The sequence below is a fragment of the Mesorhizobium sp. B3-1-7 genome (assembly GCF_006439385.1).
Taxonomy (GTDB): domain Bacteria; phylum Pseudomonadota; class Alphaproteobacteria; order Rhizobiales; family Rhizobiaceae; genus Mesorhizobium.
Genome location: NZ_VFTL01000029.1, coordinates 54,388 through 73,126 on the forward strand (window position 1 = coordinate 54,388; position 18,739 = coordinate 73,126).

Annotated in this window: 20 protein-coding genes; 18 read left to right on the forward strand and 2 right to left on the reverse strand. The window is 63.4% G+C overall.

The window, feature by feature from the left end; genetic code table 11:
- Positions 1 to 43: 43 nt before the first annotated feature.
- The 15 genes from FJ417_RS22960 to FJ417_RS23030 all read left to right on the forward strand — a co-directional run bounded on the left by FJ417_RS22960 (position 44) and on the right by FJ417_RS23030 (position 13,182).
- Positions 44 to 928, forward strand: coding sequence for a VOC family protein (locus FJ417_RS22960; RefSeq protein WP_140785009.1), 885 nt, complete (start codon positions 44 to 46; stop codon positions 926 to 928).
- Entirely contained in the window at positions 925 to 1,770 is an 846-nt protein-coding gene (gene kdsA / locus FJ417_RS22965; RefSeq protein ID WP_140785010.1) for a 3-deoxy-8-phosphooctulonate synthase, read from the forward strand. Before FJ417_RS22960 ends, kdsA begins: the two co-directional genes overlap by 4 nt.
- Positions 1,771 to 1,857: 87 nt before the next feature.
- A complete protein-coding gene (locus FJ417_RS22970; RefSeq protein ID WP_140657211.1) occupies positions 1,858 to 2,064 on the forward strand; it encodes a dodecin family protein in 207 nt (68 codons plus the stop codon).
- A gap of 70 nt (positions 2,065 to 2,134) precedes the next feature.
- Positions 2,135 to 2,500 carry a PRC-barrel domain-containing protein gene (locus FJ417_RS22975; RefSeq protein ID WP_095818099.1) on the forward strand — a complete coding sequence of 122 codons (366 nt, stop codon included), beginning with the start codon at positions 2,135 to 2,137 and terminating at the stop codon, positions 2,498 to 2,500.
- A 390-nt stretch (positions 2,501 to 2,890) separates the two neighbouring features.
- Complete coding sequence (gene eno, locus FJ417_RS22980; protein WP_140646244.1) at positions 2,891 to 4,165, forward strand: phosphopyruvate hydratase; 1,275 nt, start codon at positions 2,891 to 2,893, stop codon at positions 4,163 to 4,165.
- Positions 4,166 to 4,320: 155 nt separating this feature from the next.
- On the forward strand, positions 4,321 to 4,644 hold the full coding sequence (locus FJ417_RS22985; protein ID WP_140785011.1) for a septum formation initiator family protein: 324 nt from the start codon (positions 4,321 to 4,323) through the stop codon (positions 4,642 to 4,644).
- A 175-nt stretch (positions 4,645 to 4,819) separates the two neighbouring features.
- A complete protein-coding gene (pdhA, locus tag FJ417_RS22990) occupies positions 4,820 to 5,857 on the forward strand; it encodes a pyruvate dehydrogenase (acetyl-transferring) E1 component subunit alpha (RefSeq protein WP_140646242.1) in 1,038 nt (345 codons plus the stop codon).
- 15 nt (positions 5,858 to 5,872) lie between these two features.
- Positions 5,873 to 7,267: a pyruvate dehydrogenase complex E1 component subunit beta gene (locus FJ417_RS22995; RefSeq protein WP_140785012.1), complete on the forward strand. Its 1,395-nt coding sequence runs from the start codon at positions 5,873 to 5,875 to the stop codon at positions 7,265 to 7,267.
- An 18-nt stretch (positions 7,268 to 7,285) separates the two neighbouring features.
- Complete coding sequence (locus FJ417_RS23000) at positions 7,286 to 8,662, forward strand: pyruvate dehydrogenase complex dihydrolipoamide acetyltransferase (RefSeq protein ID WP_140785013.1); 1,377 nt, start codon at positions 7,286 to 7,288, stop codon at positions 8,660 to 8,662.
- A 14-nt stretch (positions 8,663 to 8,676) separates the two neighbouring features.
- Positions 8,677 to 9,102, forward strand: a complete 426-nt coding sequence (locus tag FJ417_RS23005) for a hypothetical protein (protein ID WP_140785014.1) — start codon at positions 8,677 to 8,679, stop codon at positions 9,100 to 9,102.
- On the forward strand, positions 9,099 to 9,737 hold the full coding sequence (locus FJ417_RS23010) for an SGNH/GDSL hydrolase family protein (protein ID WP_140646238.1): 639 nt from the start codon (positions 9,099 to 9,101) through the stop codon (positions 9,735 to 9,737). The genes FJ417_RS23005 and FJ417_RS23010 overlap by 4 nt, the downstream gene beginning before the upstream one ends.
- Before the next feature lie 18 nt (positions 9,738 to 9,755).
- Positions 9,756 to 11,222 carry a dihydrolipoyl dehydrogenase gene (lpdA, locus tag FJ417_RS23015; protein ID WP_140785015.1) on the forward strand — a complete coding sequence of 489 codons (1,467 nt, stop codon included), beginning with the start codon at positions 9,756 to 9,758 and terminating at the stop codon, positions 11,220 to 11,222.
- A gap of 156 nt (positions 11,223 to 11,378) precedes the next feature.
- On the forward strand, positions 11,379 to 11,636 hold the full coding sequence (locus tag FJ417_RS23020; protein WP_140646236.1) for a GlsB/YeaQ/YmgE family stress response membrane protein: 258 nt from the start codon (positions 11,379 to 11,381) through the stop codon (positions 11,634 to 11,636).
- Positions 11,637 to 11,754: 118 nt separating this feature from the next.
- A complete protein-coding gene (lipA, locus tag FJ417_RS23025) occupies positions 11,755 to 12,720 on the forward strand; it encodes a lipoyl synthase (protein WP_140657228.1) in 966 nt (321 codons plus the stop codon).
- Between the two features lie 6 nt (positions 12,721 to 12,726).
- Complete coding sequence (locus FJ417_RS23030; RefSeq protein ID WP_140785016.1) at positions 12,727 to 13,182, forward strand: type II toxin-antitoxin system RatA family toxin; 456 nt, start codon at positions 12,727 to 12,729, stop codon at positions 13,180 to 13,182.
- On the opposite strand, the gene FJ417_RS23035 is transcribed toward FJ417_RS23030, so the two are convergent.
- Positions 13,179 to 13,667 carry a CinA family protein gene (locus tag FJ417_RS23035; RefSeq protein ID WP_140708894.1) on the reverse strand — a complete coding sequence of 163 codons (489 nt, stop codon included), beginning with the start codon at positions 13,665 to 13,667 and terminating at the stop codon, positions 13,179 to 13,181. The two genes, FJ417_RS23030 and FJ417_RS23035, sit on opposite strands and share 4 nt — an antisense overlap.
- Positions 13,664 to 14,893, reverse strand: a complete 1,230-nt coding sequence (locus FJ417_RS23040) for a bifunctional 2-C-methyl-D-erythritol 4-phosphate cytidylyltransferase/2-C-methyl-D-erythritol 2,4-cyclodiphosphate synthase (RefSeq protein ID WP_140646232.1) — start codon at positions 14,891 to 14,893, stop codon at positions 13,664 to 13,666. Before FJ417_RS23040 ends, FJ417_RS23035 begins: the two co-directional genes overlap by 4 nt.
- 140 nt (positions 14,894 to 15,033) lie before the next feature.
- Here FJ417_RS23040 and dusB point away from each other — a divergent pair, with 140 nt between their 5' ends.
- From dusB to ntrC, 3 genes are read left to right on the forward strand one after another with little or no spacing between them, the layout of a single operon-like run.
- Positions 15,034 to 16,062: a tRNA dihydrouridine synthase DusB gene (dusB, locus tag FJ417_RS23045; RefSeq protein WP_140785017.1), complete on the forward strand. Its 1,029-nt coding sequence runs from the start codon at positions 15,034 to 15,036 to the stop codon at positions 16,060 to 16,062.
- Complete coding sequence (locus FJ417_RS23050) at positions 16,059 to 17,201, forward strand: nitrogen regulation protein NR(II) (protein WP_140657237.1); 1,143 nt, start codon at positions 16,059 to 16,061, stop codon at positions 17,199 to 17,201. The genes dusB and FJ417_RS23050 overlap by 4 nt, the downstream gene beginning before the upstream one ends.
- Positions 17,198 to 18,658 carry a nitrogen regulation protein NR(I) gene (gene ntrC, locus FJ417_RS23055; RefSeq protein WP_140657239.1) on the forward strand — a complete coding sequence of 487 codons (1,461 nt, stop codon included), beginning with the start codon at positions 17,198 to 17,200 and terminating at the stop codon, positions 18,656 to 18,658. The genes FJ417_RS23050 and ntrC overlap by 4 nt, the downstream gene beginning before the upstream one ends.
- Positions 18,659 to 18,739 lie beyond the last annotated feature (81 nt).

Below are 18,739 nucleotides of genomic sequence, written 5' to 3' on the forward strand. Positions count from 1 at the left end.
CCGCTCTTGAACAGCCGGCCGGAATGGGGCACACCGCGCCGGCATGATCAAAAGTTCCGCCCATCCGCTCGACCACCTCGTGCTGCCTACCGGAAGCCTCGATGCCGCGCGGTCGCGTCTGGCCTCACTCGGCTTTGTCGTCGCGCCCACGGGCATCCACCCATTCGGCACGCAGAATGCCTGCGTCTTTTTCGCCGACGGCACCTATCTCGAGCCGCTGGCGGTGGGAAATGAACAGGCAGCAGGACAAGCGATCGCGGCCGGCAATGTCTTCATAGCGCGCGACCGCCTTTATCGCGAGCGGCTGGGCGAGGAGGGTTTTTCGGCCGTCGTGCTTGGAGCCGGCAATGCCGACGCCGACCATACGCGCTTTGTCGAAGCCGGCCTGTCGGCCGGCGACATGCTTAGTTTCTCACGCGTGTTCACCGACGCGAACGGAAAGAGCGATACGGCGTCTTTCAAGCTGGCCTTCGCGGCCGCCAAGGAGGCGCCGGAAGCCTTTCTCTTCGCCTGCGAGCGCGTCAACGCGCCAAAGATCGATCGCACGGCGCTTCAGGCGCATGCCAATGGCGTGACCGGCATCGTCGAAGTGGTTGCGGTCAGCGACGCGCCTTCCGCGCAGATCGGGCTGATCTCTATCGCCGTCGGCGCGAGTGCCGACGACCTTGGGGCGGGCGACGCGGTGCGGCTGCCGAACGCAATCCTGAGCGTCGTCACGCCTGAAACCTACGCGCGGCGCTTCGGCCTGGCGGCCAAGCCGTCGTCGCATTTCCGGTTTGAGGCGATTGTTTTCTCGATCCGCGACAAAGCTTCAGTTGCGCACGTGCTTGCGGCCGGCGCCGTCGATCACAACATGAGCGGCAATGATGTCGTCGTTCCACCGGCGCCCGGGCAGGGCGCCGCCTTCATCTTCCGGGAGATCCCATGAGCAAGCCCCTGGCGCCCAATTCATCGGTAACCGTCGGCAAGGTCGTCTTCGCCAACAATGCGCCGCTGTCGCTGATCGCCGGCCCGTGCCAGCTTGAATCGCGCCAGCATGCTTTCGACATGGCGGGCGCGCTCAAGGAACTGACGGAACGTCTGGGCATCGGCCTCGTCTACAAGACCAGCTACGACAAGGCCAACCGCACCTCGCTGTCGGCGACGCGCGGCGCCGGGCTCGATGCGGCGATGCCGATCTTCGACGATCTGCGCAAGGAGTTTGGCCTTCCTGTGCTGACTGACGTCCACAACGAGGAGCAATGCGCGATCGTAGCGCCGCATGTCGATGTCCTGCAGATCCCGGCCTTTCTCTCGCGCCAGACCGACATGCTGGTCGCCGCCGCCAGGACCGGCAAAGTCATCAATGTGAAGAAGGGCCAGTTCCTCGCGCCCTGGGACATGAAGAACGTCGTCGCCAAGATCACCGGTTCCGGCAATCCGAACGTGCTGACCACCGAGCGCGGTGTCTCGTTCGGCTACAACACGCTGGTCTCGGACATGCGTGCGCTGCCGGTCATGGCCGAGATTGGCGCCCCGGTTATCTTCGACGCCACCCATTCCGTGCAGCAGCCGGGCGGGCAAGGCGGCTCCTCCGGCGGCGAACGGCGCTTTGTCGCGACGCTCGCGCGCGCGGCCGTTGCCGTCGGCGTCGCCGGCGTCTTCATCGAAACCCATCAGGACCCGGACAATTCGACGTCTTCGGATGGCCCCAACATGGTGCCTCTCAAGGACATGCCGGCGCTGCTGGAAAAGCTGATGGCCTTCGACCGGATCGCCAAGGGCCATTGATCCGACCCGATCCTGCGCCGGCTTGTGGTTGCATTGGGCCGGCGCTACGCTCGTTTTCGTAACTGAGCGTTTTGGCAGGAGGAAGCCATGTCCGTTGCCCGCGTCACCGAAATCACGTCGTCGTCCACGAAGAGCTTTCAGGATGCCATCGAGCAGGGCATCGCGCGCGCCGCAAAAACCTTGAAGAACGTCGAGGGCGCCTGGATCCAGGACCAGAAGATCGTCGTCGAAGACGGCAAGATCGCTGCTTACCGCGTCAATATGAAGGTCACCTTCATCCTCACCGACAGCTGAGCAGGTCGTCGGGAACCTTAGTGCGCTCCTCTCATTGTCAATGCATGCATTCAACGAGAGGAGAACCATCATGACCACCCCGTCCGGGCATACCGAAGCCATCGCCGCCTCACGCGTCATCGGCACGTCTGTCTACAACACCGAAGGCAAGAGCATCGGCAGCATCGAGGACGTGATGCTCGACAAGATGTCGAATGGCATCATGTTCGCTGTCATCGGTTTCGGCGGCTTCCTTGGCATGGGCGAGAAGTACCACGCCGTTCCGTGGGCGACGCTCGATTATGACGAGGATCAAGGCGGCTATGTCGTGCCGTTCACCAAGGAGCAGCTCCAGGCGGCGCCTGCATATTCGATCGACGAGCTGACCGGCGCCGACGGCGAAGCCGCCCGCGATGCTTCATTCCAGTATTACCATGTGAAGCCCTATTGGCATTGATCGCTTGATCGGCGCCCCGAAAGCCAAAGGCCCCCGGGCAAAACCCGAGGGCCTTTGGCGTTTTGAACTACTGCGCCGCTTGGAGGGTCGATAGCTCTACCGAGCTCTGCTGGGATTTCCGGTCGTCGCATGACGTCAGGAACGCCGCCGCGATCAGGAACAAACTCACGATACCGCTCAACTGGGACATGGCGAAACTCCTCCTGTTTCGCCCCGCGCGAATGCGACCATAGATGAGAAGGCCGTGCAACGCGCATGACTTATGATGACAGAAATTTGCGCTTCGTGAATCACACCCGCGGCAATAATTGCGGCCCCGCCGATTGCCTTTTGCGCCGCTTTGGCTAAGAGGGGCGCGACGCTTCAATCGATCAATCGGGGACATCGCAAATGACCGCCATCATCGACATTGTCGGGCGTGAAATCCTGGACAGCCGTGGCAATCCGACCGTCGAGGTCGACGTGGTGCTGGAAGACGGCTCGATGGGCCGCGCCGCTGTGCCGTCGGGCGCATCGACCGGCGCGCATGAGGCGGTTGAGGTGCGGGACGGCGGGCCGCGCTATCTCGGCAAGGGCGTTCAGCGCGCCGTCGAAGCGGTGAACGGCGAGCTGTTCGAGGCGATCGGCGGCATGGAAGCCGAGAACCAGATCCATATCGACCAGACGATGATCGAGCTCGACGGGACGCCGAACAAGAGCCGCCTCGGCGCCAATGCCATCCTCGGCGTGTCGCTGGCGGTCGCCAAGGCCGCAGCGGAAGCCGCGGGCCTGCCGCTCTACCGTTATGTGGGCGGCACCAAGGCGCACATCCTGCCGGTGCCGATGATGAACATCATCAATGGCGGCGCGCATGCCGACAATCCGATCGATTTCCAGGAATTCATGATCCTGCCGATTGGCGCGCCGACGCTGCGCGACGGCGTGCGCTGGGGCTCGGAGATTTTCCACACGCTGCGCAAGAAGCTCAAGGATGCCGGCCACAACACCAATGTCGGCGACGAGGGCGGCTTCGCTCCCAACCTGAAGAGCGCGCCTTCGGCGCTCGATTTCATCATGGAATCGATCGAGAAGGCCGGCTTCAAGCCTGGTGAGGACGTGGCCCTCGGTCTCGATTGCGCGGCGACCGAGTTCTTCAAGGACGGCAACTACGTCTATGAGGGCGAGAAGAAGACCCGCGATCCGAAGGCGCAGGCCAAGTACCTTGCCAAGCTCGCGGCCGACTATCCGATCATCACCATCGAGGACGGCCTTGCCGAGGACGATTGGGAAGGCTGGAAGATCCTGACCGACCTGATCGGCAAGAAGACCCAGCTCGTCGGCGACGATCTCTTTGTCACCAACACCGCGCGGCTTCGCGACGGCATCCGCATGGGCGTCGCCAATTCGATCCTGGTCAAGGTCAACCAGATCGGCTCGCTGACAGAGACGCTCGATGCCGTCGAGACCGCGCACAAGGCCGGCTACACCGCCGTCATGTCGCATCGCTCGGGCGAGACCGAGGATTCGACCATCGCCGACCTCGCGGTCGCCACCAATTGCGGGCAGATCAAGACCGGCTCCTTGTCGCGTTCGGACCGCACCGCCAAATACAACCAGCTCATCCGCATCGAGGAAGAGCTCGGCAAGCAGGCGCGCTATGCCGGCAAGTCGGTGGTCAAGGGCTGATCCAACCCGTTCGAATAGTCTGAAAAGGGCGGGTCATTCCCGCCCTTTTTCGTTCCGGCGATCCTCGATAAGGCCGCCCGTAACCGTCCATTAAGCACAATCGGGCGAAATACGATTCATGGCCGCTTGCGTTCGCGGCCGCGAGGGTTCGGGTCATGTGGACACGTCAGCACAAGCAGAGAAACACCGGCAGGCTGATCATCCCCTCGCTTTGCGTGCTCTTCCTGGCCTATTTCGGCTTCCATGCCTATCACGGCGAATTCGGCATCTATTCCAAATATCGGCTGCAGGCCCGGGCGGTTGAATTGCGGGCCCAGCTCGATGCCGTGAAGGCGCGCCGGATTGATTTCGAGCGTCGTGTCCAGTTGATGCATGAAGGCACGCTGGAGAAGGATATGCTTGACGAGCAGGCCCGAAAGGCGCTCAATCTGTCCCATCCCGACGAAATCACCATCATGCTGCCCGTCCCGATGAAATAACCGAATTTCGGTTAATCGTCTTTATTTTCAATGATTCTAATCGCTTAGATGCATGCCAGCCATGCATTTTTCAGCATGGCGCAATGCATTCTTGCGTGTTAGCTTCTCGCAAATCGGTGGGGAGACGATCGATCTCCCTGAATGTCCGCGAAGAGACGCCAACAGGGAGTGACGCATGGCCACCGCCGCCAAAAAAGCGCCCGCCAAATCCAGATCCGACAAACAGCCCAATCTGTCAGCGCCCAAGCCGGCCGATTTCACCAAGGAAGAAGAGCTTTCCGCCTACCGGCACATGCTTTTGATCCGCCGCTTCGAGGAGAAGGCCGGCCAGCTTTACGGCATGGGCTTCATCGGCGGCTTCTGCCACCTCTATATCGGCCAGGAGGCCGTCGTCACCGGCATGAAGATGGCGCTCGTCGAAGGCGATCAGATGATCACCGCCTATCGCGATCATGGCCACATGCTGGCGATGGAGCTGTCGCCGCGCGGCGTCATGGCCGAGCTCACCGGGCGCCGCGGCGGCCTGTCGAAGGGCAAGGGCGGCTCCATGCATATGTTCTCCAAGGAGAAGCATTTCTATGGCGGCCATGGCATCGTCGGCGCGCAGGTGTCGCTCGGCACCGGTCTCGCCTTCGCCAACCGCTACCGCGAAAACAAGAACGTTTCGCTGACCTATTTCGGCGACGGCGCCGCCAACCAGGGCCAGGTCTATGAAAGCTTCAACATGGCCTCGCTGTGGAAGCTGCCGGTGATCTACATCATCGAGAACAACCGCTACGCCATGGGCACGTCCGTGTCGCGCTCGTCGGCCGAGACCGACTTCTCGCATCGCGGCGCTTCCTTCAAGATCCCGGGCATCCAGGTCGACGGCATGGACGTCCGCGCCGTGAAATCGGCGGCCGATCTGGCTACCGAATGGTGCCGGTCCGGCAACGGTCCGCTTATTCTCGAGATGCAGACCTACCGCTATCGCGGCCATTCGATGTCCGACCCGGCAAAATACCGCTCCAAGGAGGAAGTGCAGAAGATGCGCTCCGAGCATGACCCGATCGAGCAGGTCCGGGTGCGGCTGCTCGACAAGAAGTGGGCAAGCGAGGACGAGCTCAAGACCATCGACAAGGAAGTCCGCGACATCGTCGCCGACGCCGCCGAATTCGCCCAGAACGACGCCGAGCCGGATCCGTCCGAGCTCTGGACCGACATCGTACTCTAAGGAGAGGGCAAGGACATGCCGATCGAAATTCTCATGCCCGCGCTGTCGCCGACGATGGAAGAGGGCAATCTTTCCAAATGGCTGAAGAACGAAGGCGACAAGATCGTCGCCGGTGACGTCATCGCCGAGATCGAGACCGACAAGGCGACGATGGAAGTCGAAGCCGTCGACGAAGGCACGCTCGCCAAGATCGTGGTTCCCGCCGGTAGCGAAGGCGTCAAGGTCAACGCGGTCATCGCCGTGCTTGCCGTCGACGGCGAGGATGTCGACAAGGCCGGTGAAGGCATCGGTGAAGAAGAGCCCGCCAAGGCCGAAAAAGCCGCATCGGCGCCGACGCCCGCCGCGGCCAAGAGCGAGGCTCCAGCGCCTGTCGCCGCCGCGCCGAAGGCGGAGATCGCCGCCGATCCGGATATTCCCGCCGGCACCGAGATGGTTTCCACCACGGTGCGCGAAGCGCTCCGTGACGCGATGGCCGAGGAAATGCGCCGCGACGGCGATGTCTTCGTCATGGGCGAGGAGGTCGCCGAATACCAAGGCGCCTACAAGATCACGCAAGGCTTGCTGCAGGAGTTCGGGCCGCGGCGCGTCGTCGACACGCCCATCACCGAGCATGGCTTTGCCGGCGTCGGCGTCGGCGCCGCGATGGCCGGGTTGAAGCCGATCGTCGAATTCATGACCTTCAACTTCGCCATGCAGGCGATCGACCAGATCATCAACTCGGCCGCCAAGACGCTCTATATGTCCGGCGGCCAGATGGGCGCGCCGATCGTGTTCCGTGGTCCTAACGGCGCGGCCGCCCGCGTCGCCGCGCAGCATTCGCAGTGCTATGCCGCCTGGTACAGCCATATCCCCGGCCTGAAAGTGGTGATGCCCTACACGGCCGCCGACGCCAAGGGCCTGCTCAAGGCGGCGATCCGTGATCCGAACCCGGTCATCTTTCTGGAGAACGAGATCCTCTACGGCCATTCCTTCGATGTGCCGAAGCTTGATGACTTCGTGCTGCCGATCGGCAAGGCGCGTGTCCACAAGCAAGGCAAGGACGTCACGCTCGTCTCCTTCGGCATCGGCATGACCTATGCGGTCAAGGCGGAGGCCGAGTTGCGCGGCATGGGCATCGATGCCGAGATCATCGATCTCAGGACCATTCGGCCGCTCGACTTCGACACGATCATCGCTTCGGTGAAGAAGACCAACCGTCTCGTGGTGGTGGAAGAAGGTTATCCGCAGAACTCGGTCGGCGACCACATCGCCAGCCAGGTCTCGCAGCGCGCCTTCGACTTCCTCGATGCGCCGGTGATCACCATTGCCGGCAAGGACGTGCCGATGCCTTATGCGGCGAACCTCGAGAAGCTGGCATTGCCAAACGTCGGCGAAGTCGTCGAGGCTGTCAAAGCCGTCACTTATCGCTGAGCCGGTCGGGAGGACATCATGCCAATCAACATCACCATGCCGGCGCTCTCGCCCACGATGGAAGAGGGCAATCTTTCCAAGTGGCTGGTCAAGGAAGGCGATAAGGTTTCGCCGGGCGACGTGATCGCCGAGATCGAAACCGACAAGGCGACGATGGAAGTCGAGGCCGTCGACGAAGGCACCGTCGCCAAGCTGGTGGTTCCGGCCGGTACCGAAGGCGTCAAGGTCAACGCATTGATCGCCATCTTGGCTGGTGAAGGCGAGGATGCCGCGGCCGCTGCCAAGAGCGGCGGCAGCGCCGCGCCAAAGGCCGAAGCGCCGAAGGCGGACGCCCCGAAAGCCGAAACGCCCAAGGAAGCACCCAAGCCAGCAGCGGCGGCGGCGGCGCCCGCGCCGGCGAAGGCCGAGCCGGCTCCCGTCGCCAACAGCCACGCCGCCGGTGATCGCGTCTTCGCATCGCCGCTGGCTCGCCGCATCGCCAAGGATGCCGGCGTCGATGTGTCCGCTGTGACAGGCACCGGCCCGCATGGCCGCGTGGTGAAGGTCGACGTCGAGGCGGCGATCACCTCCGGCGGCGCCAAGGCCGCTCCGGCGGCGAAGGCGCCCGCCGGCACCCCGTCCGCTCCAGCTCCTGCACCCAAGCCGATGTCGGATGACCAGGTGCTGAAGCTGTTCGCCGAAGGCTCCTACGAGCTTGTGCCGCACGACAACATGCGCAAGACCATTGCGCGCCGCCTGGTCGAGGCGAAGTCCACCATCCCGCATTTCTACCTGACGCTCGACTGCGAGCTCGATGCGCTCTTGGCGCTGCGCACGCAGTTGAATGCCGCGGCGCCAATGAGGAAGACCGACAAGGGCGAAGCCCCGGCCTACAAGCTCTCCGTCAACGACATGGTCATCAAGGCGATGGCGATGGCGCTGATGGCGGTGCCGGACGCCAATGCCTCCTGGACCGACAGCGCCATGGTCAAGCACAAGCACGCCGATGTCGGCGTCGCCGTGTCGATCCCCGGCGGCCTGATCACGCCGATCATCCGGCATGCGGATGAAAAGACGCTGTCGGTGATCTCCAACGAGATGAAGGACCTGGCGAGCCGCGCCAGGAGCCGCAAGTTGAAGCCGGAAGAGTATCAGGGCGGCACCACCGCTGTGTCCAATCTGGGCATGTTCGGCATCAAGGACTTTGCCGCGGTCATCAACCCGCCGCATGCGACGATTTTGGCGGTCGGCGCCGGCGAGGAGCGTGCGGTGGTGAAGAAGGGCGAGATCAGAATAGCCACCGTGATGTCGGTGACGCTGTCGACCGATCACCGCGCGGTCGACGGCGCGCTCGGCGCGGAACTGCTCGGCGCCTTCAAGCGCTTGATCGAAAACCCGATGGGCATGCTGGTGTAAGAAGGGAAAAGGCGGTGCGGAAATTCTTCACCAGCCTTTTCGCCTTCGTCCTTTCCGGCTTCGCCGGCGGGCTGGTGGCTCAGGAACTCGCCGTCGCCACCGGTGCCGAGGAAGAATACATCGTCGTTTTCATGGTCTCGGTGTTGGTGACCGCTGTCGCCACTGTCGTCTTCTTCATGGCGCAGTTCATGGTCGATCCGGTCATGGCCGTCGCCAAGGCGGGAAAGTGGTCGCTGATCGTGTTCGCCGTGTTGCTCATCCTGCTGGTCGGCCTGGTGCTTCATACGGATGCCAGCAAGGACGTGATGAAGCGCGACGGGCCGATGGTGGCCGGGCTGATATTGCCAGGCATCGTCACGATCATCGTGCAGTGGCTCTTCGTGCGCTGGCGGGTGGGGCATGTCCAGACAGGTTTTGGTAGAGGCGGGGCGAAGGCGTGAAGACAATTCTGTGCTACGGCGACTCCCTGACCTGGGGCTATGATGCCGCCAGCCTCGGCCGCCATGCGCTGGCAGACCGCTGGCCGAGCGTGCTTGGCGCTGAGCTCGGCGACGACGTCGAGGTCATCGCCGAAGGCCTCAACGGCCGCACCACGGCCTTCGACGACCATCTGGCCGGCGCCGACCGCAATGGCGCCCGCGTCCTCCCGACGGTCCTGACCAGCCATGCGCCGCTCGATCTCGTCATCATCATGCTCGGCTCCAACGACATGAAGCCGTGGATCCACGGCAATCCGGTCGCCGCCAAGCAGGGCATGCAGCGCCTGATCGATATCGTGCGCGGCCACGACTATCCGTTCGACTGGGATACGCCGCAGATCCTGATCGTCGCTCCGCCAGCGGTAACGCGCACCGACAATGCGGAATTCAAGGAAATGTTCGCCGGCGGCGACGACGCCTCCAAGCGGCTGGCGCCGCAATATTCCGCGCTGGCCGACGAGGCCGGCTGCGGCTTCTTCGACGCCGGCACCGTCGCTGCCACCACGCCGCTCGACGGCGTCCATCTCGATGCGGAAAACACGCGGCGGATCGGCCGGGCTCTGGCGCCGCTCGTGCGCATTATGCTCTCACTCTAACCCTTAGAAAGAAAACCCGTGGCTGAATCCTACGACGTCATCATCATCGGCTCAGGTCCCGGCGGCTATGTCACGGCGGTGCGTTCCGCCCAGCTCGGCTTCAAGACGGCGATCGTCGAGCGTGAGCATCTTGGCGGCATCTGCCTGAACTGGGGCTGCATCCCGACCAAGGCGCTGCTGCGCTCGGCCGAGATCATGCATTATTCCGACCACCTCAAGGACTACGGCCTGAAGCTCGAAGGCGGCAAGGTCAGCCCTGACACATCAGCCGTGGTCGACCGTTCGCGAAAAGTGTCGCTCAGGCTGAACACCGGCGTCGGCTTCCTGATGAAGAAGAACAAGGTCGACGTGATCTGGGGCGAGGCGAAGCTTTCGAAGGCTCCTGCCGGTGACAAACCGGGCGAGGTCGTCGTTTCGAAGACCGCGAAGAAGGCGATGGAGCCGCAGCCGCCGGTGCCAAAAGGCGTCAAGGGCGAGGGCACCTACACTGCCAAGCACATTATTCTCGCGACCGGCGCAAGGCCGCGCGCGCTGCCCGGCATCGAGCCGGACGGCAAGCTGATCTGGACCTATTTCGAGGCGATGGTGCCGAAGGAAATGCCGAAATCGCTACTGGTGATGGGTTCGGGCGCCATCGGCATCGAATTCGCTTCCTTCTACCGCACCATGGGCGCCGATGTGACGGTGGTCGAGCTGCTGCCCGCGGTGATGCCGGTCGAGGACGCCGAGGTCTCGAAATTCGCGCAGAAGCAGTTCGAGAAGCAGGGGATGAAGATACTGCTCGAGGCCAAGGTAACCAAGGTCGAAAAGGGCGCCAATTCGGTCACCGCGCATGTCGAGATGAAGGACGGCAAGGTCGAGAAGATCACCGCCGACCGGATGATCTCTGCCGTTGGCGTGCAGGGCAACATCGAAAATCTTGGCCTGGAAGCGCTCGGCGTGAAGACGGACCGCGGCTGCGTCGCCGTCGATGGCTACGGCAAGACCAATGTGCCCGGCGTCTACGCCATCGGCGACGTCGCCGGACCGCCGATGCTTGCCCACAAGGCCGAGCATGAAGGCGTCGTCTGCATCGAGAAAATAGCCAATTTCCCGGGCGTACACGCCATTGACAAGCTGAAGATCCCCGGCTGCACCTATTGCAGCCCGCAGGTTGCGTCCGTTGGCTTGACGGAAGCCAGGGCCAAGGCTGAAGGCAAGGATATCCGCGTCGGCCGCTTCCCCTTCAGCGCCAACGGCAAGGCCATCGCGCTCGGCGAGGACCAGGGCTTCGTCAAGACCATCTTCGACAAGAAGACGGGCCAGCTTCTCGGCGCGCATATGGTCGGCGCCGAGGTGACCGAGCTCATCCAGGGTTTTGTCGTGGCGATGAACCTGGAGACCACCGAGGAAGAGCTGATGCACACGATCTTCCCGCATCCGACGTTGTCGGAAATGATGAAGGAGAGCGTGCTCGACGCCTATGGCCGCGCTTTGAACGCATGACAAGTCACCAACCGGTGACAGATCACCAATCGGTGATAGACGGTCAATCCATGCTAAATTGGTTGGGCGAGACTCACTCGCGGCAGCCGGAGAAAGCTGACGGCAAGGCAGTTCGTATCCGGATGCATTTTCACCTGATCGAGGAGGAATTGGCATATGCATATGAATGGCGTCGGCTGGATCACAGCCATCATCGTCGGCGGTCTGGCGGGCTGGTTCGCCGAGATGGTCATGAAGAGCAACACCGGCATCGTCATGAACATCATCATGGGCATTGTCGGCGCCGTGGTGCTGAACGCGATCCTGCAGGCCCTCAATATCGGGGCCTTCGGTGCCGGCTGGGTGGCCTATCTGATCACCGGCTTCATAGGTGCCTGCCTGCTGATCTTCGTCGGACGGCTCGTTCGCCGCTGAACCGCTATGCGAAAAGGCTGTGGCGGCATGCGCTGCCACGGCCTTTTTCTTTGCCTCGAAAAGTCCTAGATGACGAAAGACAGGTGGCTGGCGAAATCGCGGCCGCGAAGGGTTTGAGATGGTCACAGTCGTAGACACGATCGCCAACCGGCCGCGCCCGCGGCATCCCGAGAAGGCGCACCGGCCCGACCAGGAGGTGCTGCGCAAGCCCGACTGGATCCGCGTCAAGGCGCCGGTTTCCAAGGGCTATGCCGAAACGCGCGAGATCGTGAAGTCGCACAAGCTGGTGACGGTGTGCGAGGAGGCCGGCTGCCCGAATATCGGCGAGTGCTGGGACAAGAAGCACGCCACCTTCATGATCATGGGCGAGATCTGCACGCGCGCCTGCGCTTTCTGCAATGTCGCGACCGGTATCCCGACCGAGCTCGATGCGGATGAGCCGGCGCGCGTCGCGCACGCCGTCAAGCAGATGGGGCTGAGCCACGTCGTCATCACGTCCGTCGATCGCGATGACCTGGCCGATGGCGGCGCGCAGCATTTCGCCGACGTCATCCGCGCCATCCGCGCGGCGACGCCCTCGACGACGGTCGAGATCCTGACGCCCGACTTCCTGCGCAAGGACGGCGCGCTGGAGATCGTCGTCGCGGCCAAGCCCGACGTCTTCAACCATAATCTCGAAACCGTGCCGTCGAATTACCTGACGGTCCGTCCCGGCGCGCGTTATTTCCATTCGATCCGGCTTTTGCAGCGGGTCAAGGAACTCGACCCGTCGATCTTCACCAAATCCGGCATCATGGTCGGCCTCGGCGAGGAGCGGAACGAGGTGCTGCAATTGATGGACGATCTGCGTTCGGCCAATGTCGACTTCATGACCATCGGCCAGTACCTGCAGCCCTCGAAGAAGCATCATCCGGTGATCCGCTTCATCCCGCCGGACGAGTTCAAGTCCTATGAGACGATAGGCAAGACCAAGGGCTTCCTTCTGATGGCTTCGAGCCCGCTTACCCGCTCCTCGCATCACGCCGGCGAGGATTTCGCCAGGTTGCGCGCGGCGCGCGAGGCGCAGCTCGCGAAGGCCAGCTGACCTTCAATGCCGAAATTCGAGGCGACACGCCGCGTCGCGCATACACCGCAAGAGATGTTCGCGCTGGTTGCGGACATCGAAGCCTATCCGCAATTCCTGCCGCTCTGTGAGTCGCTCACCGTGCGCTCTCGCAAGGAGCGCGACGGCCGCACCATCCTGGTTGCCGACATGAGCATCGGCTACAAGGCGATCCGCGAGACCTTTACCACGCAGGTGCTGCTCAATCCGGCCGAGCATGCCATCGATGTCAAATACATCGACGGTCCGTTCAAATATCTCAGCAATATTTGGCGCTTCGATCCCGCTGGCGGCGGCTGCGAGGTGCATTTCTTCATCGACTACGAATTCAAGAGCCGCATCCTGGGCGCGGTGATGGGCACGATGTTCGATCGCGCCTTCCGCATGTTCTCGGAAGCCTTCGAGAAACGGGCAGACGTCATCTATGGGGTGAAGCAAGCCTAACGCTCACCGAGCGCGCGCAGCCCAAGCTGCAGCGCGTGCCGCACCGTCTCGTGCCGGATGAATTCGCGGCCCTTGTGACCGAACAGCTGCCGCTCGGCGATAACCGGCTGTCCGGCAAGCGCTATCCCGAACCAGACAAGACCGACCGGCTTGTCGGCCGAGCCGCCGCTGGGGCCGGCAATGCCGGTGACGGCGAGCGACAGGCTTGCCTGCGAATGCGCCAGCGCGCCCGCCGCCATTTCCAGAACCGTCTCGCGCGAGACCGCGCCATGCGCATCGAGCGTGGCGGCGGAGACGCCGAGCATCTCCATCTTGGCTTCGTTGGAATAGGTGATGAAGCCGCGATCGACCACTGCGGAGGACCCGGCGATGTCGGTCAGCGCCGCGATGATCAGGCCGCCGGTGCAGCTTTCGGCCGTCGCCAGCATGATGCCGCGCTGCTGACAGGCCTGGAGCAAAGCGATAGCGAGTTCGGCGTTGCTCATGCCGGCACCTCTCCCGGGTAGACGACGCTGGCGGTGGCGATCGCGGCGATGCCTTCGCCACGCCCGACAAAGCCCAGCTTCTCGTTGGTTGTCGCCTTGATCGAAATGCGCTCGCGCGCGATACCAAGCATGGCCGAAAGCGCCTCCGTCATCGCCGCGCGATGCGGCCCGACGCGCGGCGCCTCGCAGATCAACGTGATGTCGGCATTGGCGATGCGGCCGCCACGCTCGCGCACCAGCTTTGCCGCATGCTCGACGAAGATCTTCGAGGCCGCTCCCTTCCATTGCGGGTCGGACGGCGGGAAATGCGTGCCTATGTCGCCGGCGCCGCAGGTGGCAAGCAACGCGTCGGTCAGCGCATGCAGCCCGACATCGGCGTCCGAATGGCCGGACAGTTTTCGCTCGTAGGGAATGGCGACGCCACAGAGCGTTACATGGTCGCCGGGCTCGAAGGCATGCACGTCGTAGCCATTGCCGGTGCGAATATCAGGGAAGCGATGCTGCGCGCTCAAGAGCCGCTGGTCGGCCAATGCAATATCCCTTGCCCAGGTGAGTTTGACGTTGTCCGGCGATCCCGGAACGATCTTGACCGGTATCTGCGCCCATTCGGCGATCGCCGCGTCGTCGGTGAATTCCGTTTTCCCCAGATGATGCGCCTTTTCGTGCGCGGCGAGCAACGGCCAGAACGGAAAGCCCTGCGGCGTCTGCGCCGCATGAAGGCCGGCTCTCGACACCGTCTCGTCGATCATGCCGGCAGCCGATTCCCGCTTCAGCGTATCGGCGACGGGCAGTGCCGGCAGCGCGCCCTGGCGCTCGCCGATCGCCTCGATGGTGCGGTCGATCAGCCCGGCGTCGACGAACGGGCGTACGGCATCGTGCACCAGCACTTTTGCGGGTGCCTGGTCCCTCAGCGCCATGAGGCCGAGCCGGACGGAAGCCTGGCGCGAAGGGCCGCCGATCACGGCGACAAGACGATCGCCATGCGCCTCGGCCGCGCGTTGGAAGAGTTCGGCATCGTCGGCATGGATCGCCACGACCACCGGGCCGATCATTGGATGCGAGAGGAAGATATCCAATGTATGCGCGATGACGGCACGGCCGCCGATGCGCTGATATTGCTTCGGACCGTCGGCCTGTCCGGCGCGCGCGCCGCGTCCGGCGGCGACAATCACCACCCCGATCCCACCGCTTGGGCCGGCCGCTTGTTTTTCGCTTGCCTCGCTCATTCCGATCGGTCCTAGTCGGCGTGATGGCCGAAGGCCAGCATTTTCCAAAATGCGCCTTAATGTGACATCATTGCGCGTTGCACAATGCCACACTTCTGGCTAGAGAATGTGCAACGATTGAACATGCTTGGTTTTTGTGCATGGTTGAACTGACCACTTTGGCATCGCCACTTGATGTCGGCGGCGTGAGAATCCGCAATCGCGTTTTCCTGGCGCCGATGTCGGGCATCACCGACGAGCCGTTCCGGCAGCGCGCCCACGCGCATGGCGCGGGGCTGGTCGTGTCGGAAATGGTGGCAAGCGGCGAACTGGCCAAGGGCAGGGCCGGCTGCGACCTGCGCATCCGCCATTCCGGCCTGCCGGTGCATATGGTTCAGTTGGCCGGCCGCGAGGTTATCCATATGGGCGAGGGCGCGCGCATAGCGGCGGGCGAGGGCGCCGATATCATCGACATCAACATGGGCTGCCCTGCGAAGAAGGTGACCGGCGGCTATGCCGGTTCGGCGCTGATGCGCGACCTCGACCATGCGCTGTCGCTGATCGAGGCAGTGGTCGGCGCCGTTTCGGTGCCGGTGACGGTCAAGATGCGGCTCGGCTGGGACGAAAGCGCGCTCAACGCGCCGATGCTGGCCCGCCGCGCCGAACAGGCCGGCGTCAAGATGGTGACAGTGCATGGCCGCACGCGCTGCCAGTTCTACCAGGGCAAGGCCGATTGGCGCGCCATCGCGCGTGTCAAGGAAGCTGTATCGATACCCGTGGTGGCCAATGGCGATGTCGGCTCGCCGGAAGAGGCGGCGACAATCCTCGAACAGTCCGGAGCAGACGCGGTGATGATCGGCCGCGCGCACTATGGCGCACCATGGATCGCCGGCGACATTGCCACAACCGCCGCCGGTGCAAGCGCGCAAGCAATTCCGCGCATGCCGCGGGCGCTCGCCGACTACGTCGTGTCCCACTACGAGGACATGCTCTCGCTCTACGGTATCGAAAGCGGCCTGCGCCAGGCGCGCAAGCATCTCGGCTGGTATCTTGACCGCCATACGGCCGATGTTTCAGCCGAGCAGCGCAAACGCATTCTGACTTCCTTCGACCCGCGGGAAATCGTCGCCGAGCTGCGCCGCGCGTTCACTGACAGCTTGTCCTCGATCAGCCTGCGGAGCGCGGCATGAAGGCCAACGTTCCCCAGCCGGCCGATATGGCGGATGCCGCGAATATCGTGCTCAACACCATCCGCCGCCCGGTCATCATGGTCGACCCCGACGGCTTTATCACTTTTGCCAATGCCGATGCCGAAGACTTCTTCCGCTCCAGCGCGACCATGCTTGCCCGCAACACGCTGTCCAAGCTGGTGCCGTTCGGCAGCCCCCTGCTGACGCTGGTCGACCAGGTGCGCGAACGCCGCGCGCCGGTCAACGAATACCGCGTCGACGTCTCGTCGCCGCGCCTCGGCATCGAGAAGATGGTCGACCTCTATGTCGCGCCGGTGACGGAGTTTCCCGGCTCGATCGTGGTCATGTTCCAGGAACGGTCGATGGCCGACAAGATCGATCGCCAGATGACGCATCGCGGTGCCGCGCGCTCCGTCACCGGCCTGGCCGCCATGCTGGCGCATGAGATCAAGAACCCGCTCTCCGGCATCCGCGGCGCCGCCCAGCTACTCGAGCTTTCCGCTTCCGACGAGGACCGCGCGCTGACCCGCCTGATCACCGACGAGACTGACCGCATCGTCTCGTTGGTCGACCGCATGGAGGTGTTTTCCGACGAGCGGCCGATCGAGCGCTATCCGGTCAACATCCACGTCGTGCTCGATCATGTGAAGGCGATTGCCAAGAATGGTTTTGCAAGGCGGATCAAGATCTTGGAGGAATATGATCCATCATTGCCTCCGGTCTTCGCCAATCGCGACCAACTGATCCAGGTCTTCCTCAATCTGGTGAAGAACGCCGCCGAGGCGATCGGCGCCGACCCGCAGGGCGAGATCATGCTCTCGACGGCTTTCCGCCCTGGCATCCGCGTTTCCGTGCCCGGCACGCAGGACCGCGTTTCGTTGCCGCTGGAGTTCTGCGTGCATGACAACGGGCCCGGCGTCTCCGAGGACATCCTGCCGATCCTGTTCGATCCGTTCATCACCACCAAGCCCAATGGCTCAGGACTTGGGCTGGCGCTGGTAGCCAAGATCGTCGGCGAGCATGGCGGCATCATCGAATGCGATTCGACGCCGCGCGGGACGACATTCCGCATCCTGCTTCCGGCCTGGAAGGAGACCGCGCCCGGCGCAGGCGAGGAAGCTGAAGGAGACCGCACATGACCGCTCGCGGCAATATTCTCGTCGCCGACGACGATGCGGCCATCCGCACCGTGCTCAACCAGGCGCTGTCGCGGGTCGGCCACGAGGTGCGCGTCACCTCCAACGCCTCGACGCTGTGGCGCTGGGTCGCGGCGGGCGAGGGCGATCTCGTCATCACCGATGTGGTGATGCCGGACGAAAACGCCTTCGACATGCTGCCGCGTATCAAGAAGGCGCGGCCCGAGCTGCCGGTCATCGTCATGAGCGCGCAAAACACGTTCATGACCGCCATCCGCGCCTCCGAGACCGGCGCCTACGAATATCTGCCGAAGCCGTTCGACCTGACGGAGCTGCTCAACATCGTCAACCGGGCGCTGGCCGAGCCGAAGCGGCCGAAGCTCGATGCCCGCGCGGAAGACCAGCCGGAGACGATGCCGCTGGTCGGTCGATCCGCCGCCATGCAGGATATCTACCGCATGCTGGCGCGCATGATGCAGACCGACCTCACGGTCATGATCAGCGGCGAGTCAGGCACCGGCAAGGAGCTGGTGGCGCGCGCGCTGCATGAATATGGCCGCCGCCGCGGCGGCCCGTTCGTGGCCATCAACATGGCGGCGATTCCGCGCGACCTGATCGAATCGGAACTGTTCGGCCACGAGAAGGGCGCCTTCACCGGGGCGCAGAACCGCTCCAGCGGCCGTTTTGAACAGGCCGAGGGCGGCACGCTGTTCCTCGATGAGATTGGCGACATGCCGATGGAAGCGCAGACCCGGCTGCTGCGCGTGCTGCAGCAGGGCGAATACACTACGGTCGGCGGCCGCACGCCGATCAAGACCGACGTGCGTATCGTCGCGGCTACAAACAAGGATCTGCGCACGCTCATCAACCAGGGCCTCTTCCGCGAGGACCTGTTCTATCGCCTCAATGTCGTACCGCTGAGGCTGCCGGCGCTGCGCGAGCGTTCCGAGGACATCCCCGATCTGGTGCGGCACTTCTTCAAGCAGGGCGCCAGCGAGGGCTTGCAGACCAAACGCATTTCGTCCGGCGGCATCGAGCTCATGAAGCGCTACCCCTGGCCGGGCAACGTGCGCGAGCTGGAAAACCTGGTGCGCCGGCTGGCCGCCCTCTACTCGCAGGACGAAATTTCGTCGGAAATCATTGAATCCGAGCTGAAAACGGGCGAAAGGCCGGTCGTGCCCGACGGCGGCGCGCTCATCCCCGACGATCTGTCGATCGGCCAGGCAGTCGAGCACTTCCTGCAGCGATATTTCGCCTCTTTCGCCGGCGAATTGCCGCCGGCCGGGCTCTACCAGCGCATCCTTGCCGAGGTCGAGTATCCGCTGGTGCTGGCTTCGATGACGGCGACGCGCGGCAACCAGATCAAGGCGGCGGAACTTTTGGGGCTCAACCGCAACACGCTGCGCAAGAAGATCCGCGAACTCGGCGTCAACGTCTACAAATCGGCCAGGCAGCCGTAGCGTCACCTCGTCACCTCGGTGAATTTTGTCTGGGAAAGATTATCTTCCCGGCCACACTTGTTGCATAATCGCCACAATGCG